At 62.9% G+C, this 21,041-nt stretch carries 14 protein-coding genes; 10 read left to right on the top strand and 4 right to left on the bottom strand.

Going from position 1 to position 21,041, the window contains the following annotated elements:
• Nucleotides 1–16: 16 nt before the first annotated feature.
• Genes KW568_RS26505 through KW568_RS26495 form a run of 3 tightly spaced genes read right to left on the bottom strand, consistent with a single transcriptional unit; the run spans nucleotide 17 to nucleotide 4,612 of the window.
• Nucleotides 17–1,336: a TldD/PmbA family protein gene (locus KW568_RS26505; RefSeq protein WP_004576609.1), complete on the bottom strand. Its 1,320-nt coding sequence runs from the start codon at nucleotides 1,334–1,336 to the stop codon at nucleotides 17–19.
• Nucleotides 1,336–2,778, bottom strand: a complete 1,443-nt coding sequence (locus tag KW568_RS26500) for a TldD/PmbA family protein (RefSeq protein WP_004576608.1) — start codon at nucleotides 2,776–2,778, stop codon at nucleotides 1,336–1,338. Before KW568_RS26500 ends, KW568_RS26505 begins: the two co-directional genes overlap by 1 nt.
• Nucleotides 2,779–2,809: 31 nt before the next feature.
• Complete coding sequence (locus KW568_RS26495) at nucleotides 2,810–4,612, bottom strand: acyl-CoA dehydrogenase (protein ID WP_003249414.1); 1,803 nt, start codon at nucleotides 4,610–4,612, stop codon at nucleotides 2,810–2,812.
• Between the two features lie 142 nt (nucleotides 4,613–4,754).
• Between KW568_RS26495 and KW568_RS26490 the strand changes: the two genes are divergently transcribed.
• Nucleotides 4,755–5,438 (top strand): hypothetical protein, encoded by a 684-nt coding sequence (locus tag KW568_RS26490; protein ID WP_004576607.1) that lies wholly within the window; start codon nucleotides 4,755–4,757, stop codon nucleotides 5,436–5,438.
• Nucleotides 5,439–5,975: 537 nt separating this feature from the next.
• Here the strand turns inward: KW568_RS26490 and putA are convergent.
• The gene (gene putA, locus KW568_RS26485; RefSeq protein ID WP_004576606.1) at nucleotides 5,976–9,929 is read right to left on the bottom strand and encodes a trifunctional transcriptional regulator/proline dehydrogenase/L-glutamate gamma-semialdehyde dehydrogenase; all 3,954 of its coding nucleotides are present in this window, start codon (nucleotides 9,927–9,929) and stop codon (nucleotides 5,976–5,978) included.
• Between the two features lie 355 nt (nucleotides 9,930–10,284).
• Here putA and putP point away from each other — a divergent pair, with 355 nt between their 5' ends.
• From putP to KW568_RS26440, 9 genes are all read left to right on the top strand, one after another.
• Nucleotides 10,285–11,763, top strand: a complete 1,479-nt coding sequence (putP, locus tag KW568_RS26480; protein WP_003249420.1) for a sodium/proline symporter PutP — start codon at nucleotides 10,285–10,287, stop codon at nucleotides 11,761–11,763.
• 106 nt (nucleotides 11,764–11,869) lie between these two features.
• Complete coding sequence (locus tag KW568_RS26475) at nucleotides 11,870–12,706, top strand: 23S rRNA (adenine(2030)-N(6))-methyltransferase RlmJ (protein ID WP_003249430.1); 837 nt, start codon at nucleotides 11,870–11,872, stop codon at nucleotides 12,704–12,706.
• A 192-nt stretch (nucleotides 12,707–12,898) separates the two neighbouring features.
• Complete coding sequence (locus tag KW568_RS26470) at nucleotides 12,899–14,656, top strand: carbamoyltransferase (protein ID WP_003249431.1); 1,758 nt, start codon at nucleotides 12,899–12,901, stop codon at nucleotides 14,654–14,656.
• Nucleotides 14,640–15,770 carry a glycosyltransferase gene (locus tag KW568_RS26465; RefSeq protein ID WP_004576605.1) on the top strand — a complete coding sequence of 377 codons (1,131 nt, stop codon included), beginning with the start codon at nucleotides 14,640–14,642 and terminating at the stop codon, nucleotides 15,768–15,770. Before KW568_RS26470 ends, KW568_RS26465 begins: the two co-directional genes overlap by 17 nt.
• A complete protein-coding gene (locus KW568_RS26460) occupies nucleotides 15,770–16,666 on the top strand; it encodes an antimicrobial resistance protein Mig-14 (RefSeq protein ID WP_003249434.1) in 897 nt (298 codons plus the stop codon). The genes KW568_RS26465 and KW568_RS26460 overlap by 1 nt, the downstream gene beginning before the upstream one ends.
• The gene (locus KW568_RS26455; RefSeq protein ID WP_004576604.1) at nucleotides 16,663–18,066 is read left to right on the top strand and encodes a PIG-L deacetylase family protein; all 1,404 of its coding nucleotides are present in this window, start codon (nucleotides 16,663–16,665) and stop codon (nucleotides 18,064–18,066) included. The genes KW568_RS26460 and KW568_RS26455 overlap by 4 nt, the downstream gene beginning before the upstream one ends.
• 48 nt (nucleotides 18,067–18,114) lie before the next feature.
• Nucleotides 18,115–19,071 carry a glycosyltransferase gene (locus tag KW568_RS26450; protein WP_003249439.1) on the top strand — a complete coding sequence of 319 codons (957 nt, stop codon included), beginning with the start codon at nucleotides 18,115–18,117 and terminating at the stop codon, nucleotides 19,069–19,071.
• A gap of 65 nt (nucleotides 19,072–19,136) precedes the next feature.
• On the top strand, nucleotides 19,137–19,910 hold the full coding sequence (locus KW568_RS26445; RefSeq protein WP_033726749.1) for a glycosyltransferase family 2 protein: 774 nt from the start codon (nucleotides 19,137–19,139) through the stop codon (nucleotides 19,908–19,910).
• A 37-nt stretch (nucleotides 19,911–19,947) separates the two neighbouring features.
• Complete coding sequence (locus KW568_RS26440) at nucleotides 19,948–21,039, top strand: glycosyltransferase (protein WP_003249442.1); 1,092 nt, start codon at nucleotides 19,948–19,950, stop codon at nucleotides 21,037–21,039.
• The last annotated feature ends 2 nt before the right edge of the window (nucleotides 21,040–21,041 follow it).

Here is a 21,041-nt window from a genome sequence, read left to right as displayed (position 1 = left end):
GGGCCGGCAAGTCCAGTCACAATGTCAGGGTCAGGCCTTTGACCAGTGCTCCGGGCAAATGACTCGACCCGGTACTGCGCTGTCCATAAGTACTGGTCGACAGAATCATCTCGCGCTCTTGGGTCAGGTCCTCCAGCTGGCTGCCCAGCAAGCTGTACAGGCTGTCATCGAAGCGCATGGTACTCACCGGCCCCTGGATCTGCCCGTCTTCTACCCAGAAAGTGGCGAAGCGGGTCAGCCCGGTCATGCGCGCCGCTGGCAGGTCCGAGTAGTTCAGGTACCACAGGTTGCTGATGTACAGCCCGGTGCCTAGACGCTCAAGGATCTGCGCACTGGCCAGATTGCCCGGCGCCAGGCTGAGCGCACAGGGCGACTCGTAGCCGTCGGCGCCATTGGCCTGCAGCTCGAACTCGGCCGCACTGCGCGCACTGATCAACCGCTGCCGGGCCTCACCTTGCTGGATCAGCGGCACATCCAGGCGCGGCGCACCTTCATCGGAAAACGCCGGGCTAAGCGAGCCGCTGACCTGCTCGGTAAAACTGACCAGCGGGCTGAGCCGTGCATCGCCGTTGTACAGGCGCTGCAGAGCGCTGTTGCCAGTGGCCAGGGCCTGCGCGGAAAAGCCGCCCCAGCACAACATGCCGGCGACTTCGTCCATGGCCGCAGGTGCAAGGTAGGCGCGGTAGGTGCCGGGCTTGAGGGTAACTGCCGGGCGGCCGAGGAAACCCAACTGCTCTCGCGCTTGGCGCAGGCGTACGGTGAAGTCGTCGGCGCTCCAGGCCTGGCCGGCATAGTTGGCCTTCACTGCCTGGCCATTATCGTGGAACAGGCTCCAGTCGACGTTGAAGCTGTTGGCCTGGTGCCAGCCGAAGGCGCCGAACGAGCTGGCGAAGCCGCGGCATACCGGGCCGGCGGCGTAGATGCCGACCAGGTCCAGGTCACCTGCTTCACGCTCAAGCAGGGCCAGTACTTCGTTCAGTGCGGGCAGGGGGTGTTCCTGCAGGCTATGGCTGTGCCAGGCGTTTTCGTCCAGGCGCAGGTAAGGGTCGAGTGCCAGCAGCGGCAAGGTCTGGCGCAGCTGCTCGAGCGCAACGTTCAGGCGCTGGCGATCCAGTTGCAGGTCGCCACTCAAGGTTACCTGCTGCTCCGCCTGGCGCCCATCGCGCACCAGCCGCAGTTGCGCGCTGGCCTGGCTGACTTCGCCGGCCTGTCGCACCTTGGCATGGTTGAAACGCACGAACTGCGATTGCTCGGCACTGTAACCGAGGGTGAACTGCTCGCCCGCCTGAAGGGCGGCGTGCACCTCCCCGACCAGGGTTTCGAACGCGTGCTTCATCAGGCGTCTCCTCCGAATACATCGATCTGGCGGAACACACAGGCCGGCGAGGCGTGGCCGACCCGCACCACCTGATTGGGTTCGCCCTTGCCACAGTTGGGCGTGCCCAGCACCTGGAAGGTACTGTGGTCGCCAACCGCCGACAGGTTGCGCCAGAACTGCGCGGAGATGCCGCGGTAGTTGGGGTTCTTGACGATGCCCTTGAGCTCGCCATTTTCAATCAACTGGCCCCATTCGCAGCCGAACTGGAACTTGTTGCGTGCATCGTCGATGGACCAGGAACGGTTGGTACGCATCAGGATGCCGTGCTCGATGCCTCCGATCAGTTGCTCGAAAGACTGGTCGCCCGGCTCGATGTTGAGGTTGGCCATGCGGTCGATCGGCGCGCGGTTCCAGCCGCAGGCACGGCTGTTGGCCACGCCGTCCAGGCCAGAGCGGAACTGCGACAGCGCGCCACCCAGCGGGCGCAGCAGCAGGCCGTCGCGTATCAGGAACGCTTTGCTGGCCGGGGTGCCGTCGTCGTCATGACTGTAGCTGGCCAGCTCTTCGCCAATGGTCGGGTCGAAGGTCACGTTCAGCAGGCTGGAGCCGTACTGCAGGTGGCCGAAGTCGCTGGTTTTGACGAAGCTGGTGCCGGCGTAGTTGCGCTCGTCGCCGAGAATGCGGTCCATCTCCAGCGGGTGGCCGATGGATTCGTGAATCTGCAGCATCATCTGGTCCGGCATCAACAGCAGGTCGCGCGGGCCACTGGGGGTGTTCGGTGCCAGCAGCAGTTGCAGTGCTTCGTCGGCCACCCGGCTGGCCGCGCCGACCAGGCCGCAGCGCTCGATGATCTCGAAACCACCCTGTTGGCCGAAGTTGTCGCGGCCCAGGCTGCGGCTTTGGCTGTCCTGGCCGTCGCTGGCGGTCACCCCCAGGCCCGGGAACAGGAAGCGCTGGGCATGGCGCAGTTCGGCGCCGGCCGAGTTCAGGTAGGTTTGCTCGACCAGGCTCAGCCCCAGGCTGGCCTGCCAGTCCACCAAACGGCTGTCCTTGGGCACGCTGGCCGATTCGGCGGCGAGCAGGCCAAGGCAGTCGGCGAGGCTGGGCACGGGTTGGTCGAAGTTGGGCGAAACATGGTCGTGGCGTGCGCTGGTCACGGCTTGTTCGCGCAGGTCCAGCAGGCTGTGCCGGGCGATCTGCCGCGCCAGCGCCTCGGCTTGCTCAAGGGCGCGCTGCAGGCCAGCCTGGGACAGGTCGGCGGTGGCAGCGTAGGCCTCCACGCCATTGACCCGCACGGTGAGCATGGCGCCCTCATCCTGGCTGAAGAAGGGTGGTTCGGCGACGTTGCGGCGAACCGAAAGCGCCTGGTGCGACTGTTTCACATGGCGCAGGGAAAACAACTCGGCCGTACTGCGCAGCGCAGCAAAGCGCTGGCGCAGCAGGGCGCTGGAATCGAACATGCGGATGCCTCCGTGTACACGGTGGCTCCCCCTAGAACCACCCGTCTTGCATGCCGAGGCAGGTATCGTCGTGTGCCTCGAGCAATGCCAGCTCATTATGGCAGCCCGGTACTTCCCAGGTCAGGAAAAAACGCGCAGCTTGCAGCTTGCCGAGGTAGAAGTCGCGATCAGCAGCGGTTCCCTTGAGCAGACCAAGTTCGGCGTGAACCGCCTGCTCCAACCAGCGCCAGCCGATCACGCAGTGGCCGAAGGCCTTGAGGTACAAGGCAGAGTTGGCCAAGGCACCAGCGACTTTGCCTTGGGCGAGGTCACCGAGCAGCACCAGGGTGACCCCCTGCAGGCGGTTGGCCAGTTGCTCCAGCGGCTGACGCAGTGGGTCAAGGTTCGGGTGATGGCTGGCACGTTCGCAGGTGGTGGCGATCAGGCGTATCAGCTGCTTGAGGCCGGCACCATTGTGCTGTGCCAGCTTGCGACCGAGCAGATCGAGCGACTGGATACCCTCGGTACCTTCGTGGATCGGGTTCAAACGGTTGTCACGGTAGTACTGCTCCACCGGGTATTCGCGGGTGTAGCCGTGGCCGCCAAGAATCTGGATCGCCAATTCGTTGGCCTTGAGGCAGAACGCCGAGGGCCAGGATTTGACGATCGGGGTCAGCAGGTCGAGCAGGTCCTGCGCCAGTTTGCGGGTGTTTTCGTCAGCGGCCGTATGGGTGTCGTCGAACAGGCGCGCGGCGTACAGGCCCAGGTCAAAGGCGCCTTCTACGTAGGCCTTCTGCGCCAGAAGCATGCGCTTCACATCCGTGTGCTCGATGATCGGCACCGCCGGGCTGTGTGGGTCCTTGTTGTCTGGCAGCCGGCCCTGCGGCCGCTGGCGAGCGTATTCCAGGGAGTAAAGGTAGCCGGCGTAACCCAGCATCACCGCGCCCATGCCTACGCCTATCCGCGCCTCGTTCATCATCTGGAACATACAGGCCAGGCCTTGGTGCGGCTGGCCGACCAGATAGCCGACGCACTGGCCATTGTCGCCGAAGTTCAGCGCGGTCGAGGTGGTGCCGCGCCAGCCCATCTTGTGGAACAGCCCGGCCAGCAGCACATCGTTGCGCGGGCCACGGCTGCCGTCCGGGTTTACGTGGTACTTGGGCACGATGAACAGCGAGATGCCTTTGACCCCGGGCGGGGCGTCCGGAAGCTTGGCCAGCACCATGTGCACGATGTTTTCCGACAGTTCGTGGTCGCCGCCGGAAATGAAGATCTTGTTGCCTTTGAGCCGGTAGCTGCCGTCGCCTGCTGGTTCGGCGCGGGTGCGTATGTCGGCCAGCGACGAGCCGGCGTGGGGTTCGGTCAGCGCCATGGTGCCGAAGTAGCGGCCCTCGATCATCGGTTGCAGGAACAGGCGCTTCTGCTCATCGGAGCCGAAGCTCTCGATCAGGTTGGCCGCGCCCATGGTCAGGAACGGGTAGGCCGTGGTGCCGGCGTTGGCGGCCTGGAAGTGGGCGAAGCAGGCTTGCGAGACCAGGCTGGGCAGCTGCATGCCGCCGACCTCGAAGTCCCGGTTGGCGTTGAGGAAGCCGGCTTCGAGGAAGGCATCGACGGCGGGCTTCACCTCGGGAATCAGCTCGGCGCGGCCGTCCACGTAGCGTGGTTCGTTTTCGTCGGCCTTGCGGTTGTGCGGGGCGAAATACTTTTCGGCGATGGTGCGGGCGGTGGTCAGTGCCGCATCGAAGGTTTCACGGCTGTGCTCGGCGAAGCGCGGGCGCTGGGTCAGGGCTTCGGCGTCGAGGACTTCGTAGAGCTCGAAGGCAAGGTTGCGGGGGCTGAGCAAGGTCTCGGGCATGGTGGCGGTCCTGAGGCGGGATGCTGCGAGTGTAGGAGCGTGGTGAGACTGGGGACAGGTTAATAGGTTTGCGTGATATGGGTTGAGAACGCCGGGAAACCTGCCGGTTATTGGTGAAACCAACGCAAGGTCAGGTCGTGTAATGCCTGCTCGGGAGAATATAGAGACGTTTCCCACAATCCCGATCAGAAATGGACTGCTGCGGATCGAATATCAGTTGGCCTTGAATGTGCGTTTTGGTGTTCACAAGGAAACGTTTCAGATGAGTGATGCCCACCACGCTGACTTGGCTGAGGCCAACGGCAACCAGGTTCCCTTCTTCGTAGTCTCACCCATTAAATTTGGTGTAATGAATTTCTTTACCTTGGGCTTCTACTGGGTTTATTGCTTCTATCAAAGTTGGAGTCTGCATAGAGAGAAAACGGGAGAGCGCGTAAGTCCGTTCTGGCGAAGCGCTTTTGCAGTGTTCTTCATCTATCCATTATTGAGAAGGGTAAATGACCATATTCGCGACTCAGGTAAAACCTATCCGTGGTCCATCCTGGGGCTCACGCTGGGCTATTACGGTTTTTGCGTTGTCTGGGTGGTTGCCAGCGTCGTGTTGGAAGACCAGCTGTGGCCGGCCTATTTTGCGGGTTTAGCCATTCAGGCAGCTTGGCTGATCATTCTGGTGTTCATACAGAAGGGCATCAATTTCTGTGCGGGTGACAAAGAAGGGAAGGCCAACAGCCGGTTCACGCTGGCCAATTGGCTTTGGATGCTGTTGGGTATTGCGCTTATGGCAGCACAGCTGTTTGCTTTGATTGCGCTTTCACCAATGGTTTGAGCAATTTTTGGCCGAAGCTCTGTCGGAGGGGAGCTCCGGATAGTCCCCGATCCACACCACGCTTCCGCTTTCCTTGAAGACAATACGATGCTGGGGTAGAAGCCTGCTGCAAGGCTTTTTTGATAGGTCTGTCTGGACGGGTCCTTTCGCGGGTAAACCCTACAGCGGACTGTGTCCAACCCCCGACCTGTGTCCGGCACTGATCAGGTGTATTCGCGGGTTTACCCGCGAATACGGTGGTGGCGGCGACGGTGAACGACGGGTAGAAACTGGCCGGCAGGTCCGGCCTCTTCGCGGGTGAACCCGCTCCTACACGACGGCCTGTGCATGTGTATAGGAGCGGGTTTACCCGCGAAAGGACCGGCCCAGGCAGCCGAGAAATTCCAGGGGATAAACGGTAACAACAGAAGACACCCAAGTCACCGTTGGCATGACCACGTTCTGGTGAGCACCTGTTAGTCCAGCCCCTGCTTCAGGACATGTACGCATAAAAAAGGAGAGCCGAGGCTCTCCTTCTTCTTCAACAACCCTCAGCCATTAGCCAATGGTCATCAGGCTGGCGTTACCGCCTGCCGCTGCAGTGTTCACGCTCACCGCGCGCTCGATGACCAGGCGCTCCAGCGCAATCTGGTGATCACCGCTGGACAGCCCGTGCACCCCAACGATCGCCCCGGCACGCTTGGCCACCTGCTGGCATACGCCGCGCAGCTGGTCCGAGTCGCCATGGTGGATCACGGCGTCGAACGCCACTTCATCCTTGTTCCAGTCCGCGACCAGCTTCACCTTGGCCTGCAGCTCACGCGGCAGGCGGGCGCGCAGGGCCTTGCCCGGTTCACCGTCAACCCACACCGCCGAGCTGCCAACGGCCAGTACTGCGGCGAACTGCGCCAGCAGGTCGGCTTCGTTGTCGGCCAGGCACAGCACGTGCTCACGCGGCAGAATGGTGTAGCTGTTGCGCTCGCCGGTCGGGCCAGGCAGCAGGCGGGCGATGCCGCTCTGCGACTGGCTGGCGAACTGGCTGCACAGCGCGGCCAGGTCGGCCAGCTGGTTGTTCTCGGCCCAGGCCTTCAGGCCGTGCAGTGGCTTGACCAGCTGTTCGTGCAGGGTGCGATCCGGCTTGCCTTCGCCGTCCTGCTGCTGGAAGTGGCGGCCGATGGCGTCGGCCGGGCGGGTCGACAGCAGGCGGTAGAGGTACAGCGGGCCGCCGGCTTTCGGGCCGGTACCCGACAGGCCTTCACCACCGAACGGCTGCACGCCCACCACTGCACCCACAATGTTGCGGTTGACGTACATGTTGCCGGCGTTGGCGGTTTCCACCACCTTGGCGATGGTCTCGTCGATACGGGTGTGCACGCCGAGGGTCAGGCCGTAGCCGGAGTTGTTGATCTGCTCGATCAGCTGATCCAGATTGCGGCGGTTGTAGCGCACCACGTGCAGTACGGGGCCGAAGATTTCGCGCTTCAGCTCGTCGAAGCTGTCCAGCTCGATCAGGGTTGGCATGACGAAGGTGCCACGCTTGATCTCGGCAGCATCGGCAATAGCGACTTGGTAGACCGGGCGGCCTTTCTCGCGCATGCCCTGGATGTGCTTCTCGATGCCAGCCTTGGCTTCGGCATCGATCACCGGGCCGATGTCCACGGCCAGGCGGTCCGGGCAGCCCAGGCGGCTTTCCGCCATGGCGCCCTTGAGCATCTCGATTACGCGGTCGGCGGAGTCTTCCTGCAAGCACAGTACGCGCAGGGCCGAGCAACGCTGGCCGGCACTGTCGAAGGCCGAGGACACCACGTCGATCACGACCTGTTCGGTCAGTGCCGAGGAGTCGACGATCATCGCGTTCTGGCCGCCGGTTTCGGCGATCAGCGGGATCGGGCGGCCCTGGTTGTCCAGACGGCCAGCGACGTTGCGCTGCAGCAGGCGGGCCACTTCAGTGGAGCCGGTGAACATCACACCTTTGACGCGTTCGTCCCCGACCAGGCCGGCTCCGACGGTTTCACCGCGGCCAGGCAGCAGCTGCAGCACGCCTTCTGGGATGCCAGCTTCCAGCAGCAGGCGCACGGCCTGGGCGGCGATCAGTGGGGTTTGCTCGGCAGGCTTGGCCAGTACCGGGTTGCCGGCAGCCAGGGCTGCGGCCACCTGGCCGGTGAAGATCGCCAGCGGGAAGTTCCATGGGCTGATGCACACCACAGGGCCCAGTGGGCGGTGGGCGTCGTTGCTGAAGTCGTTACGTGCCTGCACCGCGTAGTAGCGCAGGAAGTCCACGGCTTCACGCACTTCGGCAATGGCGTTGGCGAAGGTCTTGCCGGCCTCGCGGATGAGCAGGCCCATCAGCGGCTGGATCTCGGCCTCCATCAGGTCGGCGGTGCGCTCCAGAATGGCAGCACGCTCGGCTGGTGGGGTGGCCTGCCAGATCGGTGCGGCGTTCAGTGCGCACTGGATGGCGTTGTCCACGTCGGCAACGGTGGCCTCCTGCACATGGCCGACGACGTCGCGGTGGTCGGCCGGGTTCAGCACCGGTGCGGCAGCGCTCTCGCTGGCGGCGCAGGCCAGTAGCGGGACAGCCTTCCAGTCATTGTGAGCGGTGGCCAGCATGGCGCAGGACAGCGATGCCAGGCGGTGTTCGTTGGCCATGTCGATACCGGCCGAGTTGGCCCGTTCGGTGCCATACAGGTCGCGCGGCAGGGGAATGCGTGGGTGCGGCAGGCCGATACTGCCTTCCTGGGTACCCATGCGCTCGATGCTGGCCACCGGGTCGGCGACCAGTTCCTGGATGGAAATCGAGTGGTCGGCGATGCGGTTGACGAACGAGGTGTTCGCGCCGTTTTCCAGCAGGCGGCGCACCAGGTAGGCCAGCAGCGTTTCATGGGTGCCGACCGGTGCATACACGCGGCACGGGCGGTTCAGCTTGCCATCGGCAATCTTGCCGACCACTTGCTCGTACAGCGGCTCGCCCATGCCGTGCAGGCACTGGAACTCGTACTGGCCCGGGTAATAGTTCTGCCCGGCAATGTGGTAGATAGCCGACAGGGTGTGGGCGTTGTGGGTGGCGAACTGCGGGTAGATGGCTTCTGGCACGGCCAGCAGCTTGCGGGCGCAGGCGACGTAGGACACGTCGGTGTACACCTTGCGGGTATAGACCGGGTAGCCTTCCAGGCCTTCGACCTGGGCACGCTTGATCTCGCTGTCCCAGTAGGCGCCTTTTACCAGGCGGATCATCAGGCGGTGGCGGCTGCGCTTGGCCAGATCGATGACGTAGTCGATCACGTACGGGCAGCGCTTCTGGTAGGCCTGGATAACGAAGCCGATGCCGTTCCAGCCAGCCAGGGATGGCTCGAAGCACAGGCGTTCGAGCAGGTCCAGCGAAAGCTCCAGGCGGTCGGCTTCTTCGGCGTCGATGTTAAGGCCGATGTCGTACTGCTTGGCCAGCAGGGTCAGCGACAGCAGGCGCGGGTACAGCTCTTCCATCACGCGCTCGTACTGGGCGCGGCTGTAGCGCGGGTGCAGTGCCGACAGCTTGATCGAGATACCTGGGCCTTCATAGATGCCACGGCCATGCGAGGCCTTGCCGATCGAGTGGATGGCTTGCTCGTAGGACGCCAGGTACTTCTGCGCGTCGTGCTCGGTCAGTGCGGCTTCGCCGAGCATGTCGTAGGAGTAACGGAAGCCTTTGGCCTCGAAACGGCTGGCGTTGGCCAGGGCTTCGGCAATGGTCTCGCCGGTGACGAACTGCTCACCCATCAGGCGCATGGCCATGTCGACGCCCTTGCGGATCATCGGTTCGCCGCTCTTGCCGATGATGCGGGTGAGCGAGGAGGTGAGGCCGGTTTCGTTATGGGTGCTGACCAGCTTGCCGGTCAGCAGCAGCCCCCAGGTGGCGGCGTTGACGAACAGTGACGGGCTGTTGCCCAGGTGCGGCTGCCAGTTGCCGGTACTGATCTTGTCGCGGATCAGCGCATCACGGGTACCTTTGTCGGGGATGCGCAGCAGGGCTTCGGCCAGGCACATCAGCGCCACGCCTTCCTGAGACGACAGCGAGAATTCCTGCAGCAGGCCCTGGACAATACCGGCACGGCCGCCGGCGCTTTTCTGATTGCGCAGCTTTTCGGCAATGCCCGCGGCCAGCTTGTTGGTGGCTTCGGCCAGTGGCGCGCTCAGGCGCGCCTGCTCCAGCAGCATCGGCACCACTTCCTGCTCCGGTCGGCGGTAGGCAGCGGTGATCGCCGAGCGCAGTACCGACTGCGGCAAGATGCTTTCGGCAAATTCGAGGAAGCACTGGTGGCTGTGGTCGGCCTGGACTTCACCGGCATCGTCGGCCAGGTTGCTGACATGACCGTTGAGTTCGGTCAGGGTGGCGCCACCCTCGAGCTTCTCCAGATAGTTGAAGATCGCTTGCTTGATCAACCAGTGCGGCGTGCGGTCAATGGACTGCGCAGCTGCTTTGAGTCGCTCACGGGTCGGGTCGTCGAGTTTGACCCCAAGGGTGGTAGTCGCCATTTCTTATCCTCGTTATTGCCACGGTTGTGGCCTAAGCTGGCGTCAAGAGTATCTGTAGGACAATTCGGGTGCAACCAGGTGCAACCCTAATTTTTCGTGTGGAAGGTGCAACTCGTCCGACAGCTATTCCCATACCCTGAAAAGGGGCGTTTTCGGTGCGATTTATTCTGAAAAAGCGGTTTTTTGCTCCCGAAAGGAGCAAGAAGCGGGCTTTGTCGGAAAATGCACGGGTAGGTGCAACTTGCAAAAGAAAAATGGTTGCACCTTCTTTGCGTTGTTGCATAGCATTCGCCGCCTGGGTGCAACCGCCATCGCTGTGGTTGCGCATGATAAAAACAAACGCCAGGGCACACGCATGGGCAATCCACTAACGATCACCTTCGTGATCTACATCGCAGCAATGGTGCTGATCGGCTTCGCCGCCTATCGCGCTACCAACAACCTTTCCGATTACATTCTGGGCGGTCGCAGCCTCGGTAGCGTGGTTACCGCGCTGTCTGCCGGTGCCTCCGACATGAGTGGCTGGCTGCTGATGGGCCTGCCCGGTGCCATCTACTTCGCGGGCCTGTCCGAGGCCTGGATCGCCATCGGTCTGACGGTGGGTGCCTACCTGAACTGGCTGTTCGTGGCCGGCCGGCTGCGCGTGCAGACCGAGCACAACGGTGACGCGCTGACCCTGCCGGACTACTTCTCCAGCCGTTTCGAAGACAATACCGGGCTGCTGCGTATCATTTCCGCCATCGTCATCCTGGTGTTCTTCACCATCTACTGTGCCTCCGGCATAGTGGCCGGTGCCCGTCTGTTCGAGAGCACCTTCGGCATGTCGTACGAAACCGCTTTGTGGGCTGGTGCAGCGGCGACCATCGCCTACACCTTCGTTGGTGGCTTCCTGGCGGTGAGCTGGACCGATACCGTACAGGCTTCGCTGATGATCTTCGCGCTGATCCTGACCCCGGTAATCGTGCTGATCTCCACCGGTGGCTTCGACCAGACCTTCGCCGCTATCGAGGCGGTGAACCCGGCGAACTTCGACATGCTCAAGGGTGCCACCTTCATCGGCATCATCTCGCTGATGGGCTGGGGCCTGGGTTACTTCGGCCAGCCGCATATCCTGGCGCGCTTCATGGCCGCTGATTCGGTGAAGTCCATCGCCAAGGCGCGCCGCATTTCCATGACCTGGATGATCCTGTGCCTGGCGGGTACCTGCGCCGTTGGCTTCTTCGGCATCGCCTACTTCTCGGCTCATCCTGAACTGGCAGGCCCGGTTAGCGAGAACCACGAACGTGTGTTCATCGAGCTGGCCAAGATCCTGTTCAACCCATGGATTGCGGGTGTCCTGCTGTCGGCCATCCTGGCCGCAGTCATGAGTACCCTGAGCTGCCAGCTGCTGGTGTGCTCCAGTGCCCTGACCGAAGACTTCTACAAAGCCTTCCTGCGCAAGAATGCTTCGCAGGTCGAACTGGTGTGGGTCGGCCGTCTGATGGTGCTGGCCGTGGCCCTGATCGCCATCGCCATGGCCTCCAACCCGGAAAACCGCGTGCTGGGCCTGGTGGCCTATGCCTGGGCCGGCTTCGGTGCCGCCTTCGGCCCGGTGGTGCTGATTTCGGTGCTGTGGAAAGGCATGACCCGTAACGGTGCGCTGGCCGGTATCGTGGTGGGTGCGCTGACGGTGATCCTGTGGAAGAACTTCGACACCCTCGGGTTGTACGAAATCATCCCGGGCTTCCTGTTCGCCAGCATCGCCATTGTTCTGGTGAGCAAACTGGGCAGCCCTTCGCAGGCGATGGTCAAGCGCTTCGAAGCAGCTGATGCGGCGTATCACGCCGACAAGTAACACCCGTTGAATTGGCGGTGCCTGCTTTGCGGGTGCCGCCAATCAGCAGCCAGGCCTGACTCCGCCTGCAAGGCAAGGTAAACTTGCCGCCTTCGCAGGAGTTGCCATGAACTATCGTCACGCCTTCCACGCCGGCAACCACGCCGACGTCCTCAAACACATCGTGCTGACCCGCCTCATCGCCCTGATGTCGCGCAAGGAGCAGCCGTTCGCCTATATCGATACCCACGCAGGGCTCGGCCTGTACGACCTGCAGGGCGATCAGGCAAGCCGTACCGGCGAGTACCTGGAAGGCGTAGCCCGCCTGTGGAATCGCGATGACCTGCCGGCCATGGCCGACGACTACCTGCGCATCATCAAGCGCCTGAATGCCGATGGCGAGCTGCGCTACTACCCGGGGTCGCCCGAACTGGCCCGTCGCCTGATGCGCCAGCAGGACCGCGCCCTGCTCAACGAGAAGCACCCCGAAGACGGGCCGCTCCTTAAAGAAAACATGAAAAAAGACCCGCGCGTGACCGTGCACCTGGGTGAAGGCTGGCATGTGCCGCGGGCCTTGCTGCCGGTGCAGGAAAAGCGCGCGATCATGCTGATCGACCCGCCGTTCGAGCAGGCCGATGAGCTCAAGCGCTGCACCACTGCCATGAAAGAGGCGATCGGCCGCATGCGCCAGACGGTTGTGGCCATCTGGTACCCGATCAAAGACCAGCGTTCGCTGACCCGCTATTACCAGGACCTGACCAGCACTGGCGCGCCGAAACTGTTGCGGGTTGAGCTGTATGTGCATCACCAGGACAGCCCTCAGGGGCTGAACGGCTCTGGCCTGGCCATCGCCAACCCGCCGTGGGGGCTGGAGGATGAACTTAAGGAACTGCTGCCATGGCTGGCCAAAGAGCTGGCACAGACTGCCGGCAGTTACCGCATGGACTGGCTGATCGCCGAGTAAACCTGTAGGCGCGGGTTTACCCGCGAACACCGGCGACGCCGGTGCCATCCACCGCGTTGCCTGCTTCGCGGGTGAACCCGCTCCTACAAGGGGGCGGTGTGCCTCCAATGTTTGCGTTATAATCCCGCCCTTTAGCCGCCATCCGCCCAAGAGGCCGCTGGCGCATTTTTACCGAATGAAGAGGCTAATCCCTTGGCATTGACGATTCTTGGCCTGTCCGGCGCCCTTAGCCATGACCCTTCCGCGGCCCTGTACATTGACGGCAAGCTGATTGCCGCCGCCGAAGAAGAGCGCTTCGTGCGTGACAAGCATGCGAAGAACCGCATGCCCTACGAGTCGGCGAAGTTCTGCCTGGAACAGGCAGGCATCAAGCCGTCCGACGTCGACGTGGTAGCCATCCCGTTCGCCCCGATCAGCCTGTTCGGCAAGGCGCGGTGGCACTATGCCAAGCGCTATTGGTACGCCCCGGATCGTGCGCTCGATGCCATCCTGATGGGCAACCGTCGCTACAAGCGCTATCGCAAGAAGATCGTCTGGTGCCTGGAGCAACTGGGCTTCGACCCGAAAAAGGTCAAGATCGAGCCGGTCGAGCACCACCTGGCCCACGCTTCCAGTGCTTATCATTGCTCGGGCTTCAAGGAAAAAACCGCAATCCTCGGCATTGACGGCAAGGGCGAGTACGCCACCACCTTCTTTGGCTACGGCGAAAACGGCAAGATCCACAAGATCAAGGAATTCTTCGACCCGGACTCGCTGGGTGGCCTTTACGGTGCCATCACCGAGTTCCTGGGCTTCGAAATGCTCGATGGCGAGTTCAAGGTCATGGGCATGGCGCCGTATGGCGACGCCAGCAAGTATGATTTCTCGCGTCTGGCCAGCTTCGAAAACGGCGAGTTGGTCATCAACACCGAGTACGCCAACGTTATCGGCCTGCGCCGTTACAAAGAGAAGGGCAAGGGCTTCTACTTCTCGCCAAAGCTGATCGAATGGCTGGGCCCCAAGCGCGAAGGCGACATCGCCGACGAGCCGTACATCCATTACGCCGCCAGCATGCAGGCGCTGTTCGAGAAACTGGCGCTGCAGATGATCGACCATTACCTGGGCGACACCCTGCGTGAAACCGGCAAGCTGGCCTTCGCCGGCGGCTGTGCGCTGAACGTCAAGCTCAACCAGAAGATCATCGCCCGTCCGGACGTGAAAGAGCTGTTCGTTCAGCCGGCCTCCGGCGACGCCGGGACTGCCGTTGGCGCCGCTGCCTATGTGTCCCACGCCCGTGGCGTTCCGGTCGAGAAGATGGAGCACGTCTACCTCGGCCCGTCGTACTCCAACGAAGACGTGATCGCCGCCTGCGCCCGTCACCCGAACCAGCCAAAGTGGCGCAAACTCGAGAACATGCCGCAGCAGATCGCCCAGATCATGGTCGATGGCAACCCGGTTGCCTGGTTCCAGGGCCGCATGGAGTTCGGGCCGCGTGCCCTGGGTGGCCGATCGATCATCGGCTGCCCAAGCGTGGAAGGCGTGGCTGACCGCATCAACCACCAGATCAAGTTCCGCGAACGCTGGAGACCTTTCTGCCCGTCGATGCTCGACACTGTCGCCCCGCAGATGATCAAGGTCGACCATCCCGCGCCGTTCATGACCTTCACCTTCGAAGTTGCTGAAGAGTGGAAAACCCGCGTGCCGGAAGTGGTGCACGAGGACGGCACTTCGCGTGCCCAGGTGCTCAAGCGCGAGTACAACCCGCGCTACTACGACATGATGAAGGCACTGGAAGACCTGACGGGCAACGGCGTGTCGCTGAACACCTCGCTGAACCGTCGTGGTGAACCGATGATCTGCTCGCCGACCGATGCCCTGAACATGTTCTTCGGCTCGGACCTGCAGTACCTGATCATGGAAGACATCCTGGTTGTGAAGGACGGCGCGGCCCCGTATGACCAGCCGCTCTGAACCGCGCATCCTGCAGTTCTGCCATGGCTATGACGGGCCGTTCCTGGACTGCGCCCGTCAGTACGCCAGCCTGTTTCAGGGGCGTGGGTACCGGGTGACTACGGTGTTCCTCACCGGCGCCGCCGACGCGCAGGTGGCGGCTGGCTGTGCGTCGGACGAGGTGCTGTTCCTTGAGTTCAGCTCCAAGGCCGTGCGTGGCCTGAAACTCGGCGCCATCCGCGCATTGCGGCGCATTGCGGCCGAGCGCAATTTCGCTTTCTGCATCGCCCATCGCTTCAAGCCGATCTACGTTGCCCTGCTGGGGACCGGCCTGCCAGTGATTGGTGTGCACCATGCCTTTGGCGACTACCAGCGCAAAGGCCGCCGCCTGTTCGCGAACCTGTTCGGCAAGCGTCTGAGCCTGCTGGGTGTTTCGGACGCGGTACGTGACGATATGCGCCGTTGCTTGCCGCAGTGGCCGGCCGAACGCATCCAGACCCTGTACAACCGCATCGACATCGACGCCCTGCAAGCAGCTCTGGTGCCGCGCGCTGACGCACGCCAGGCCTTGGGCCTGGATGCTCAGGCGTGGATCGTCGGCAACGTCGGGCGCCTGCACCCGGACAAGGACCAGGCCACCCTGTTGCGCGGTTTTGCCCAGGCATTGCCGGGGCTGCCGGCTGGCGCCCGCCTGGCAATCCTCGGCAAGGGGCGCCTGGAGGCCAAGCTCAAGGCGTTGGCCGCCGAACTTGGTATTGCCGGGCAAGTCGACTTTCTTGGCCAGGTACCGGATGCGCGCCGTTATTTCCAGGCGTTCGACGTGTTCGCGTTGAGTTCCGATCACGAGCCGTTCGGCATGGTCCTGCTCGAAGCGATGGTTGCCGGTGTACCGGTGTTGGCCACGGCCTGTGGCGGTGCCCGCGAAGTGGTCGAGGGCGTTGGCGTGCTGTTCCCGCTGGGCGACGCCGCGCAGCTGGCTCAGGGCCTGAAGCACATGGCCGTACTGGACGCTGAGCAGCGCCAGGCCTGTGGCAGGCACATGCTGCAGCGCCTGCGTGAGCGTTTCTCTGACCAGGCGGTGCGCGAGGCCTTCTGGCAACTCCCGCAGGTGCGCGCGTTGGTGGGGCAGGCCTGATGCTCAATCGTATCCAGGCCTTCCGCGAACGCGGTTGGCAAGCTATCGATGCCAAGGCTTATGCCCAGGCGTGGGCGCGCTTTGGCGGCAGTGTTGCCACCCATCCGCTGGTGGTCGAGCAACTGGCGGACCTGGCACAGATCCCGGTGCGTTACCTGGGCTGGCACCAGGCTGGCGAGCTGAAAGCCGCCATCCCGGTCTGGGGGCGTCACCTGGCGCTGTCCAAGGACGTGCTGAAGCGTGCTGGCAAGAAGGCCCTGTTCGACCTCGGTAATGCCGAGATCATTCTGCCGGCGGCGTCTGATGCCGCTGCGCCGTTGCGCCATACAATGCGTTACCTGTCCGAACTGAACCAGGGCCGCTTCAGCGGCCTGAAGGCGCAGAAGGAGCAGTTGGCCATGGCCCGGGCGCCTGAAGACCTGTCGAAGAAGTTCCGCTACAACCAGCGCCGTGAACTTCGCCTGCTGGAAGAAGCGGGTGGTGTGGTACGCCCGATCAGCGACTTCAGTGCTCAGGAAATCGCCAGCATGTACTGCGACCTGTTCCTGCGCCGCTGGGGGTTCCCTGCCACCGGTGCCGAGCGTATGGCCGATGTGCTGGGCCGCTTGCGCGAGCTGCTGATCGGCTCGGTGCTGCTGCTGGACGGTAAACCGATTGCCATCCAGCTGGTGTACCGCGTCGAAGCGCCGGAATGGATTAGCGTCGAGTACATCAATGGCGGTGTCGACCCTGAAACCAAGGCCTTCAGCCCAGGCAGCGTGTTGAGCTTCCTCAATACCCAGGCCGCCTGGGAAGACGCCCGGGCGCGCAACAAGCCGCTGCGGTTCTCATTCGGCCGTGCTGACCGTGAGTACAAGGACCGCTGGTGCAACCCTGTGCCGGTGTATCAAGCGTGAGCCGCAAGCAGCAGTTGCTCAAGCGCCACCGGCGCAACAAACGCCTGGGGCTGCTGGCGGGCCTGGTTGCGCTGGTCGCCCTCGGTGTATTCAGTTGGTGGTGGTTGCCACTGCTGTTGTTGCCGCTGCTCTGGGCTGCCCATGAGGCCTGGTTTGCCGACCACCTGTTCTATGCACCGGGTGAGGACTATGCCTACGACTTCGGCGATCAGGTGCGGCAGGTTCCTACCAGCCTGCACGATGGCTGGCTCAAGGCTGATTGCACGTTGCAGGGCGACGAAACCCTGGTGCTTGAGCTGCGGCTAAAGAGCAGCTGGTTGGGGCGCTTTCTCGACCCTCGGGTCGAGCTGCTGGCTGGTGAACAGGCCGATCGGCAAACGTTCGAGCGTGGCGTCGATGGGGTGCGCTTCCTTAACCTGACCGGCCTTGCAGCGCCACTGCAGGCCGGTACGTTGCGACTGCGCGGCCGGCATTGCCGGCTGCAGGGTCAGCTGCGTCTGTGGATAACCCCCTCGGTCGAGCTGCAGCGGCGCCGAGTGATGGTGATCGCGCCACATGCCGACGACGCCGAGTTGGCCGCGTATGGTTTGTACAGCCAGGCCGACGAAAGCTGGGTGGTGACCCTGACCGCCGGTGAGATAGAGGCCGAGCACTATCAGCAGATGGGCCTGGCAAAGGCCGAGGCCGCGCGCCTGAAGGGGCGCCTGCGTGCCTGGGACAGCATCGCCGTGCCGCGTTGGGCCGGGGTGCCGGAGTCGCATTGCATACAGCTGGGCTACTTTTGCCTGCAGCTGCCTGCCATGCAGGCCGCCCCCGACCAGCCGGCCGCCTCACGTGAAGCCGACCTGGCCGATATCCGCGTGTTCCGCCAGTTCAACCCGTTCCCGTTACCGGGCGACCGTGATGGCGCACCCACCTGGCATAACCTGCTGGCCGACCTGCGAGCCTTGCTGGAGCGGGCCAAGCCAGAGGTCCTGGTGATGCCGCACCCGCAGCTAGACCCCCATCCGGACCATATCTGCGCTCAGGCGGCGGTATTGGAAGCCTTGCAAGGCATGACCTGGCAGCCACAAACCTTGCTGTGCTACGCCAACCACCTGCACGATAACGACCGCTGGCCGATGGGCGACAGTGGCGATGGCGTGGCTTTGCCGCCGCAATTGAGCGCTGCCCAGGCCTGGGCACCCTGCAGCCTGGTGCTGGACTGCGCGACCCAGCGCGACAAGGCCATGGCCCTGGGCATGATGCACGACCTGCAGCCGCCGGCACCGTTCAAGCGCCGCCTGCGCCGCCTGCTGCAACGCTGGCTTGCCGGGCGACAGCCATCGCCTTATGGGGAGAACGAATTCTTCCGCAAGGCCGTGCGCCGACACGAACTGTTCTGGCGGCGTGAGCTGTAAGCACGCCCCATGGTTGACCGCGAAGGCGCAGAGCGCCCAAGGAAAGCAATGAAAGTCCTATTTCTGGTGCAGAAGGAACAGCGGGCGATTCTTGACCGCCTGTACGATGGCGTCGCGGCCAACTGCGAGTGCGACCTGCGCTGGCTGACCAGCCAGGATCAGCGCAACCTGCGCCGTTACTTCAAGCGTGAGGTGCAGGTCGAGCGTTATGACCGCATCGTGTTCTTCCTGCGTTTCAAGCAGGAGATCCGTCAGGTGGCCTTCATCCGCACTGTGCCGAACCTGGTGATTCTCGAGCACGACGCCTACCAGAACTACATCCCGTGCAAGTACACCGGCAAGTTCAGCGCTCATTACCGTCAGTTGCCATGGGCACGGGTGATCAGCTCCGGCTACATGGTCAGCGAGCGCTTGCGCCAGGAAGGTTTTGACGCGGTGTTCGTGCCCAAGGGCTATGACGAGCAGTTGCTGGCCGACCAAGGGCGAGAGCGTGATATCGAACTGGCCTTTGTCGGCAGCGTCAACAGCGTGGCCTACAGTGGCCGCAAGGCACTGCTGGACGAGTTGGGGCAGGTCGAGAACCTGCTGGTAACCCGTACCAAGTCGGGTGAGGACTACTGCAACACGCTCAACCGTATTCGTTTCTTCGTCAGTGCCGATGTCGGCATGGGCGAGTACATGATCAAGAACTTCGAAGCCATGGCCTGTGGCTGTGTGTTGCTGGCATACGACCAGGGCGAGGAAGAGAACCGTGCGCTGGGCCTGCAAGACATGCACAACGTGGTGTTCTATGACAACATCCCGACCCTTCAGGAAAAACTCCGTCGCTTGCGCGCCAACCCCGAGCTAGCACGGCAGATTGCAGAAAATGGCCGCCATCTGGCGGTTTCCCGTTTTAGTTTCGGCGCAGTTGGACGTAGCATCGTCGACCACATGCGCCCTGCGCTCAGGCCCCATCCGCCACTGTCTGCGTGGCAGCGGCTGCGTCTGAAGCTGGGCATCTAAATAAGAGCTTTCACGCCCAGGAGCGGGTTGTTGAAGGCCGACAGTCGTAATGCGGAGGGAATCCGGTGCGCTTTTCAAATGAGAGTGACGTCACGCTTGTCGTGACCAGTTGTGGGCGGTTCGATCTGCTCAAAGACACCCTTGAGAGTTTCGATCGCTACAACACCGCGCCCATTCGCGAGGTATTCATCACCGAAGACTCTGGCGACGATGCTGTGCATGCCGCTGTGCCGGCGCACTGGAAGCCGTACTGCAAGGTGTTCGTCAACCGGCCCAAACTTGGCCAGTTGCCGTCTATCGACCTGGCTTACAGCCAGGTCAAGACGCCGTACATTTTTCACTGCGAAGACGACTGGCAATTCTATCGCCAAGGCTTTGTCGAAGACTCGCAGGCCATCCTGGATGTCAGACCCAACATCTTGCAGGTGTGGTTGCGCAGCCATGCCCACGACCTGGCCATCCACAGCCCGTACATCCACTTGGGCGATCGCCAGGTGATCGCCGGGGTGCCGTGCTATCCGCTGCTGTCCGACAAGGCCGAGTGGCAGGCGTTCTCGCTCAACCCTGGGCTGCGCCGATTGAGCGATTACCAGCGCTGTGCGCCATTTGCCGCCTATGCTGGAGAAAAGGCGCTTTCCCGCCGCTACGCTGAGTTAAATCTGACAGCGGTCACCTTGGAGGGTGATGCAGTATTGCACACTGGTTTTGGCAATCACGTGACCTTGCCTATCGAGGTGGAGCGTAAGGCCAAGCGCCGTCAACGTGATCGGATGAAGCTGGCATTGACGCTGGTTGCGGGTGCCTTGATCGGCATGGGAATCACCATTTTTGTTCAATGAAGTCGCTGTCCCACCTGACTTGAGCGGGAGAGGGCCCATGAACATCGTCAATATGATGTGGGCGGGTGGAACGCCTTACATGTCCATCCACAAGGTGCATCGGCAGGTCTTGTCGAATGCGGGTGCCGATGCCCGGATCAGTAACTGGCTGTTGCTGGGGAGCGGGCTCTGCTGTGGGCTCGGTTCGACCCGGGAATGGCATATGCCCTCACGTGCGCTCAAAGGGCGGCACTTGTGGCGCTTGCTGCGTCCGTGGCTGCGCATGCGCTTGCGCAAGGCATTGGCCGAGGCCGGGGCAGAAGTGGTGCTGCTCGACGGTATTGGTGTCGCCCGGTTGGTGCTGCCGTTGTTGCAGCGCATCACGCACGTGCGTGCCAAGGTACTGTTCCACGGCAAGACGCGTCTGCATGCCAGCGATATCCGCTTGTTGCAGAGTTTTCCGTCCGAGCGTCTGAGTATCGCGGCGGTATCACAGACGTTGGCCGAGTCGCTGGAGCGTGACCTGGGCAGGCCGGTGCAGACGCTGCGCATGGCGCTCGACCCGCTTGCATTCGTCGAGCCTTTGCTGAACCGGGACCAGGCCAGGCAGGCGCTGAAGTTGCCTCAGGGCGCCGAGGTGATGCTGGGTGCGGTAGGGCGATTGGTAGAGAGCAAAGGCTTCGAAATGCTGATCGAGGCATTCGCCAGGGCCAGTGCACGGCAACCGGGCTTGCAGCTGGCGATCATTGGCGAGGGGCCGCAGCATGCCGTGCTGCAGCAGCGTATCGACGCGTTGGGCCTGGCCGAGCGCGTTCATCTGCGCGGTCACCGCGAAGACCTGCAGCAGCTGTATCGGGCATTCGACTGGCTATTGGTACCTTCGCGTTCCGAAGGCCTGGGGCTTGTGGTGCAAGAGGCGGTGATGGCCGACGTACCGGTGGTGTGCAGCGACCTGGAGGTGTTCCGCGAGCAGTTGCGCGACACGGGTGGCTACCTGCCGGTTGCCGACGAAAGCGCCTGGGCTGAGGCGATCGAGCGCTGTGCGGTGCTCAGTGCATCGACGATCGCCGCGAAGCAGCGCCAGGCACTGGCACCGGAGCAGGCCTGGCAGGCGTTCTGCAGCGGCTCGCAGAGCCTGTTGCGCAGTTGAGC

The organism is Pseudomonas sp. HD6515 (assembly GCF_024971855.1).
Classification (GTDB): Bacteria; Pseudomonadota; Gammaproteobacteria; order Pseudomonadales; family Pseudomonadaceae; genus Aquipseudomonas; species Aquipseudomonas alloputida.
The sequence above is the reverse complement of the archived record's forward strand: the minus strand, read 5'-3'. Positions and strand labels throughout refer to the sequence as shown.

Excerpts from the sequence above, each read along its gene's own strand:
- KW568_RS26505 (WP_004576609.1), bottom strand. The coding sequence starts at position 1,336 with ATGAAGCACGCGTTCGAAACCCTGGTCGGGGAGGTGCACGCCGCCCTT.
- KW568_RS26500 (WP_004576608.1), bottom strand. The coding sequence starts at position 2,778 with ATGTTCGATTCCAGCGCCCTGCTGCGCCAGCGCTTTGCTGCGCTGCGC.
- KW568_RS26495 (WP_003249414.1), bottom strand. The coding sequence starts at position 4,612 with ATGCCCGAGACCTTGCTCAGCCCCCGCAACCTTGCCTTCGAGCTCTAC.
- KW568_RS26490 (WP_004576607.1), top strand. The coding sequence starts at position 4,755 with ATGCCTGCTCGGGAGAATATAGAGACGTTTCCCACAATCCCGATCAGA.
- putA (WP_004576606.1), bottom strand. The coding sequence starts at position 9,929 with ATGGCGACTACCACCCTTGGGGTCAAACTCGACGACCCGACCCGTGAG.
- putP (WP_003249420.1), top strand. The coding sequence starts at position 10,285 with ATGGGCAATCCACTAACGATCACCTTCGTGATCTACATCGCAGCAATG.
- KW568_RS26475 (WP_003249430.1), top strand. The coding sequence starts at position 11,870 with ATGAACTATCGTCACGCCTTCCACGCCGGCAACCACGCCGACGTCCTC.
- KW568_RS26465 (WP_004576605.1), top strand. The coding sequence starts at position 14,640 with ATGACCAGCCGCTCTGAACCGCGCATCCTGCAGTTCTGCCATGGCTAT.
- KW568_RS26460 (WP_003249434.1), top strand. The coding sequence starts at position 15,770 with ATGCTCAATCGTATCCAGGCCTTCCGCGAACGCGGTTGGCAAGCTATC.
- KW568_RS26450 (WP_003249439.1), top strand. The coding sequence starts at position 18,115 with ATGAAAGTCCTATTTCTGGTGCAGAAGGAACAGCGGGCGATTCTTGAC.
- KW568_RS26440 (WP_003249442.1), top strand. The coding sequence starts at position 19,948 with ATGAACATCGTCAATATGATGTGGGCGGGTGGAACGCCTTACATGTCC.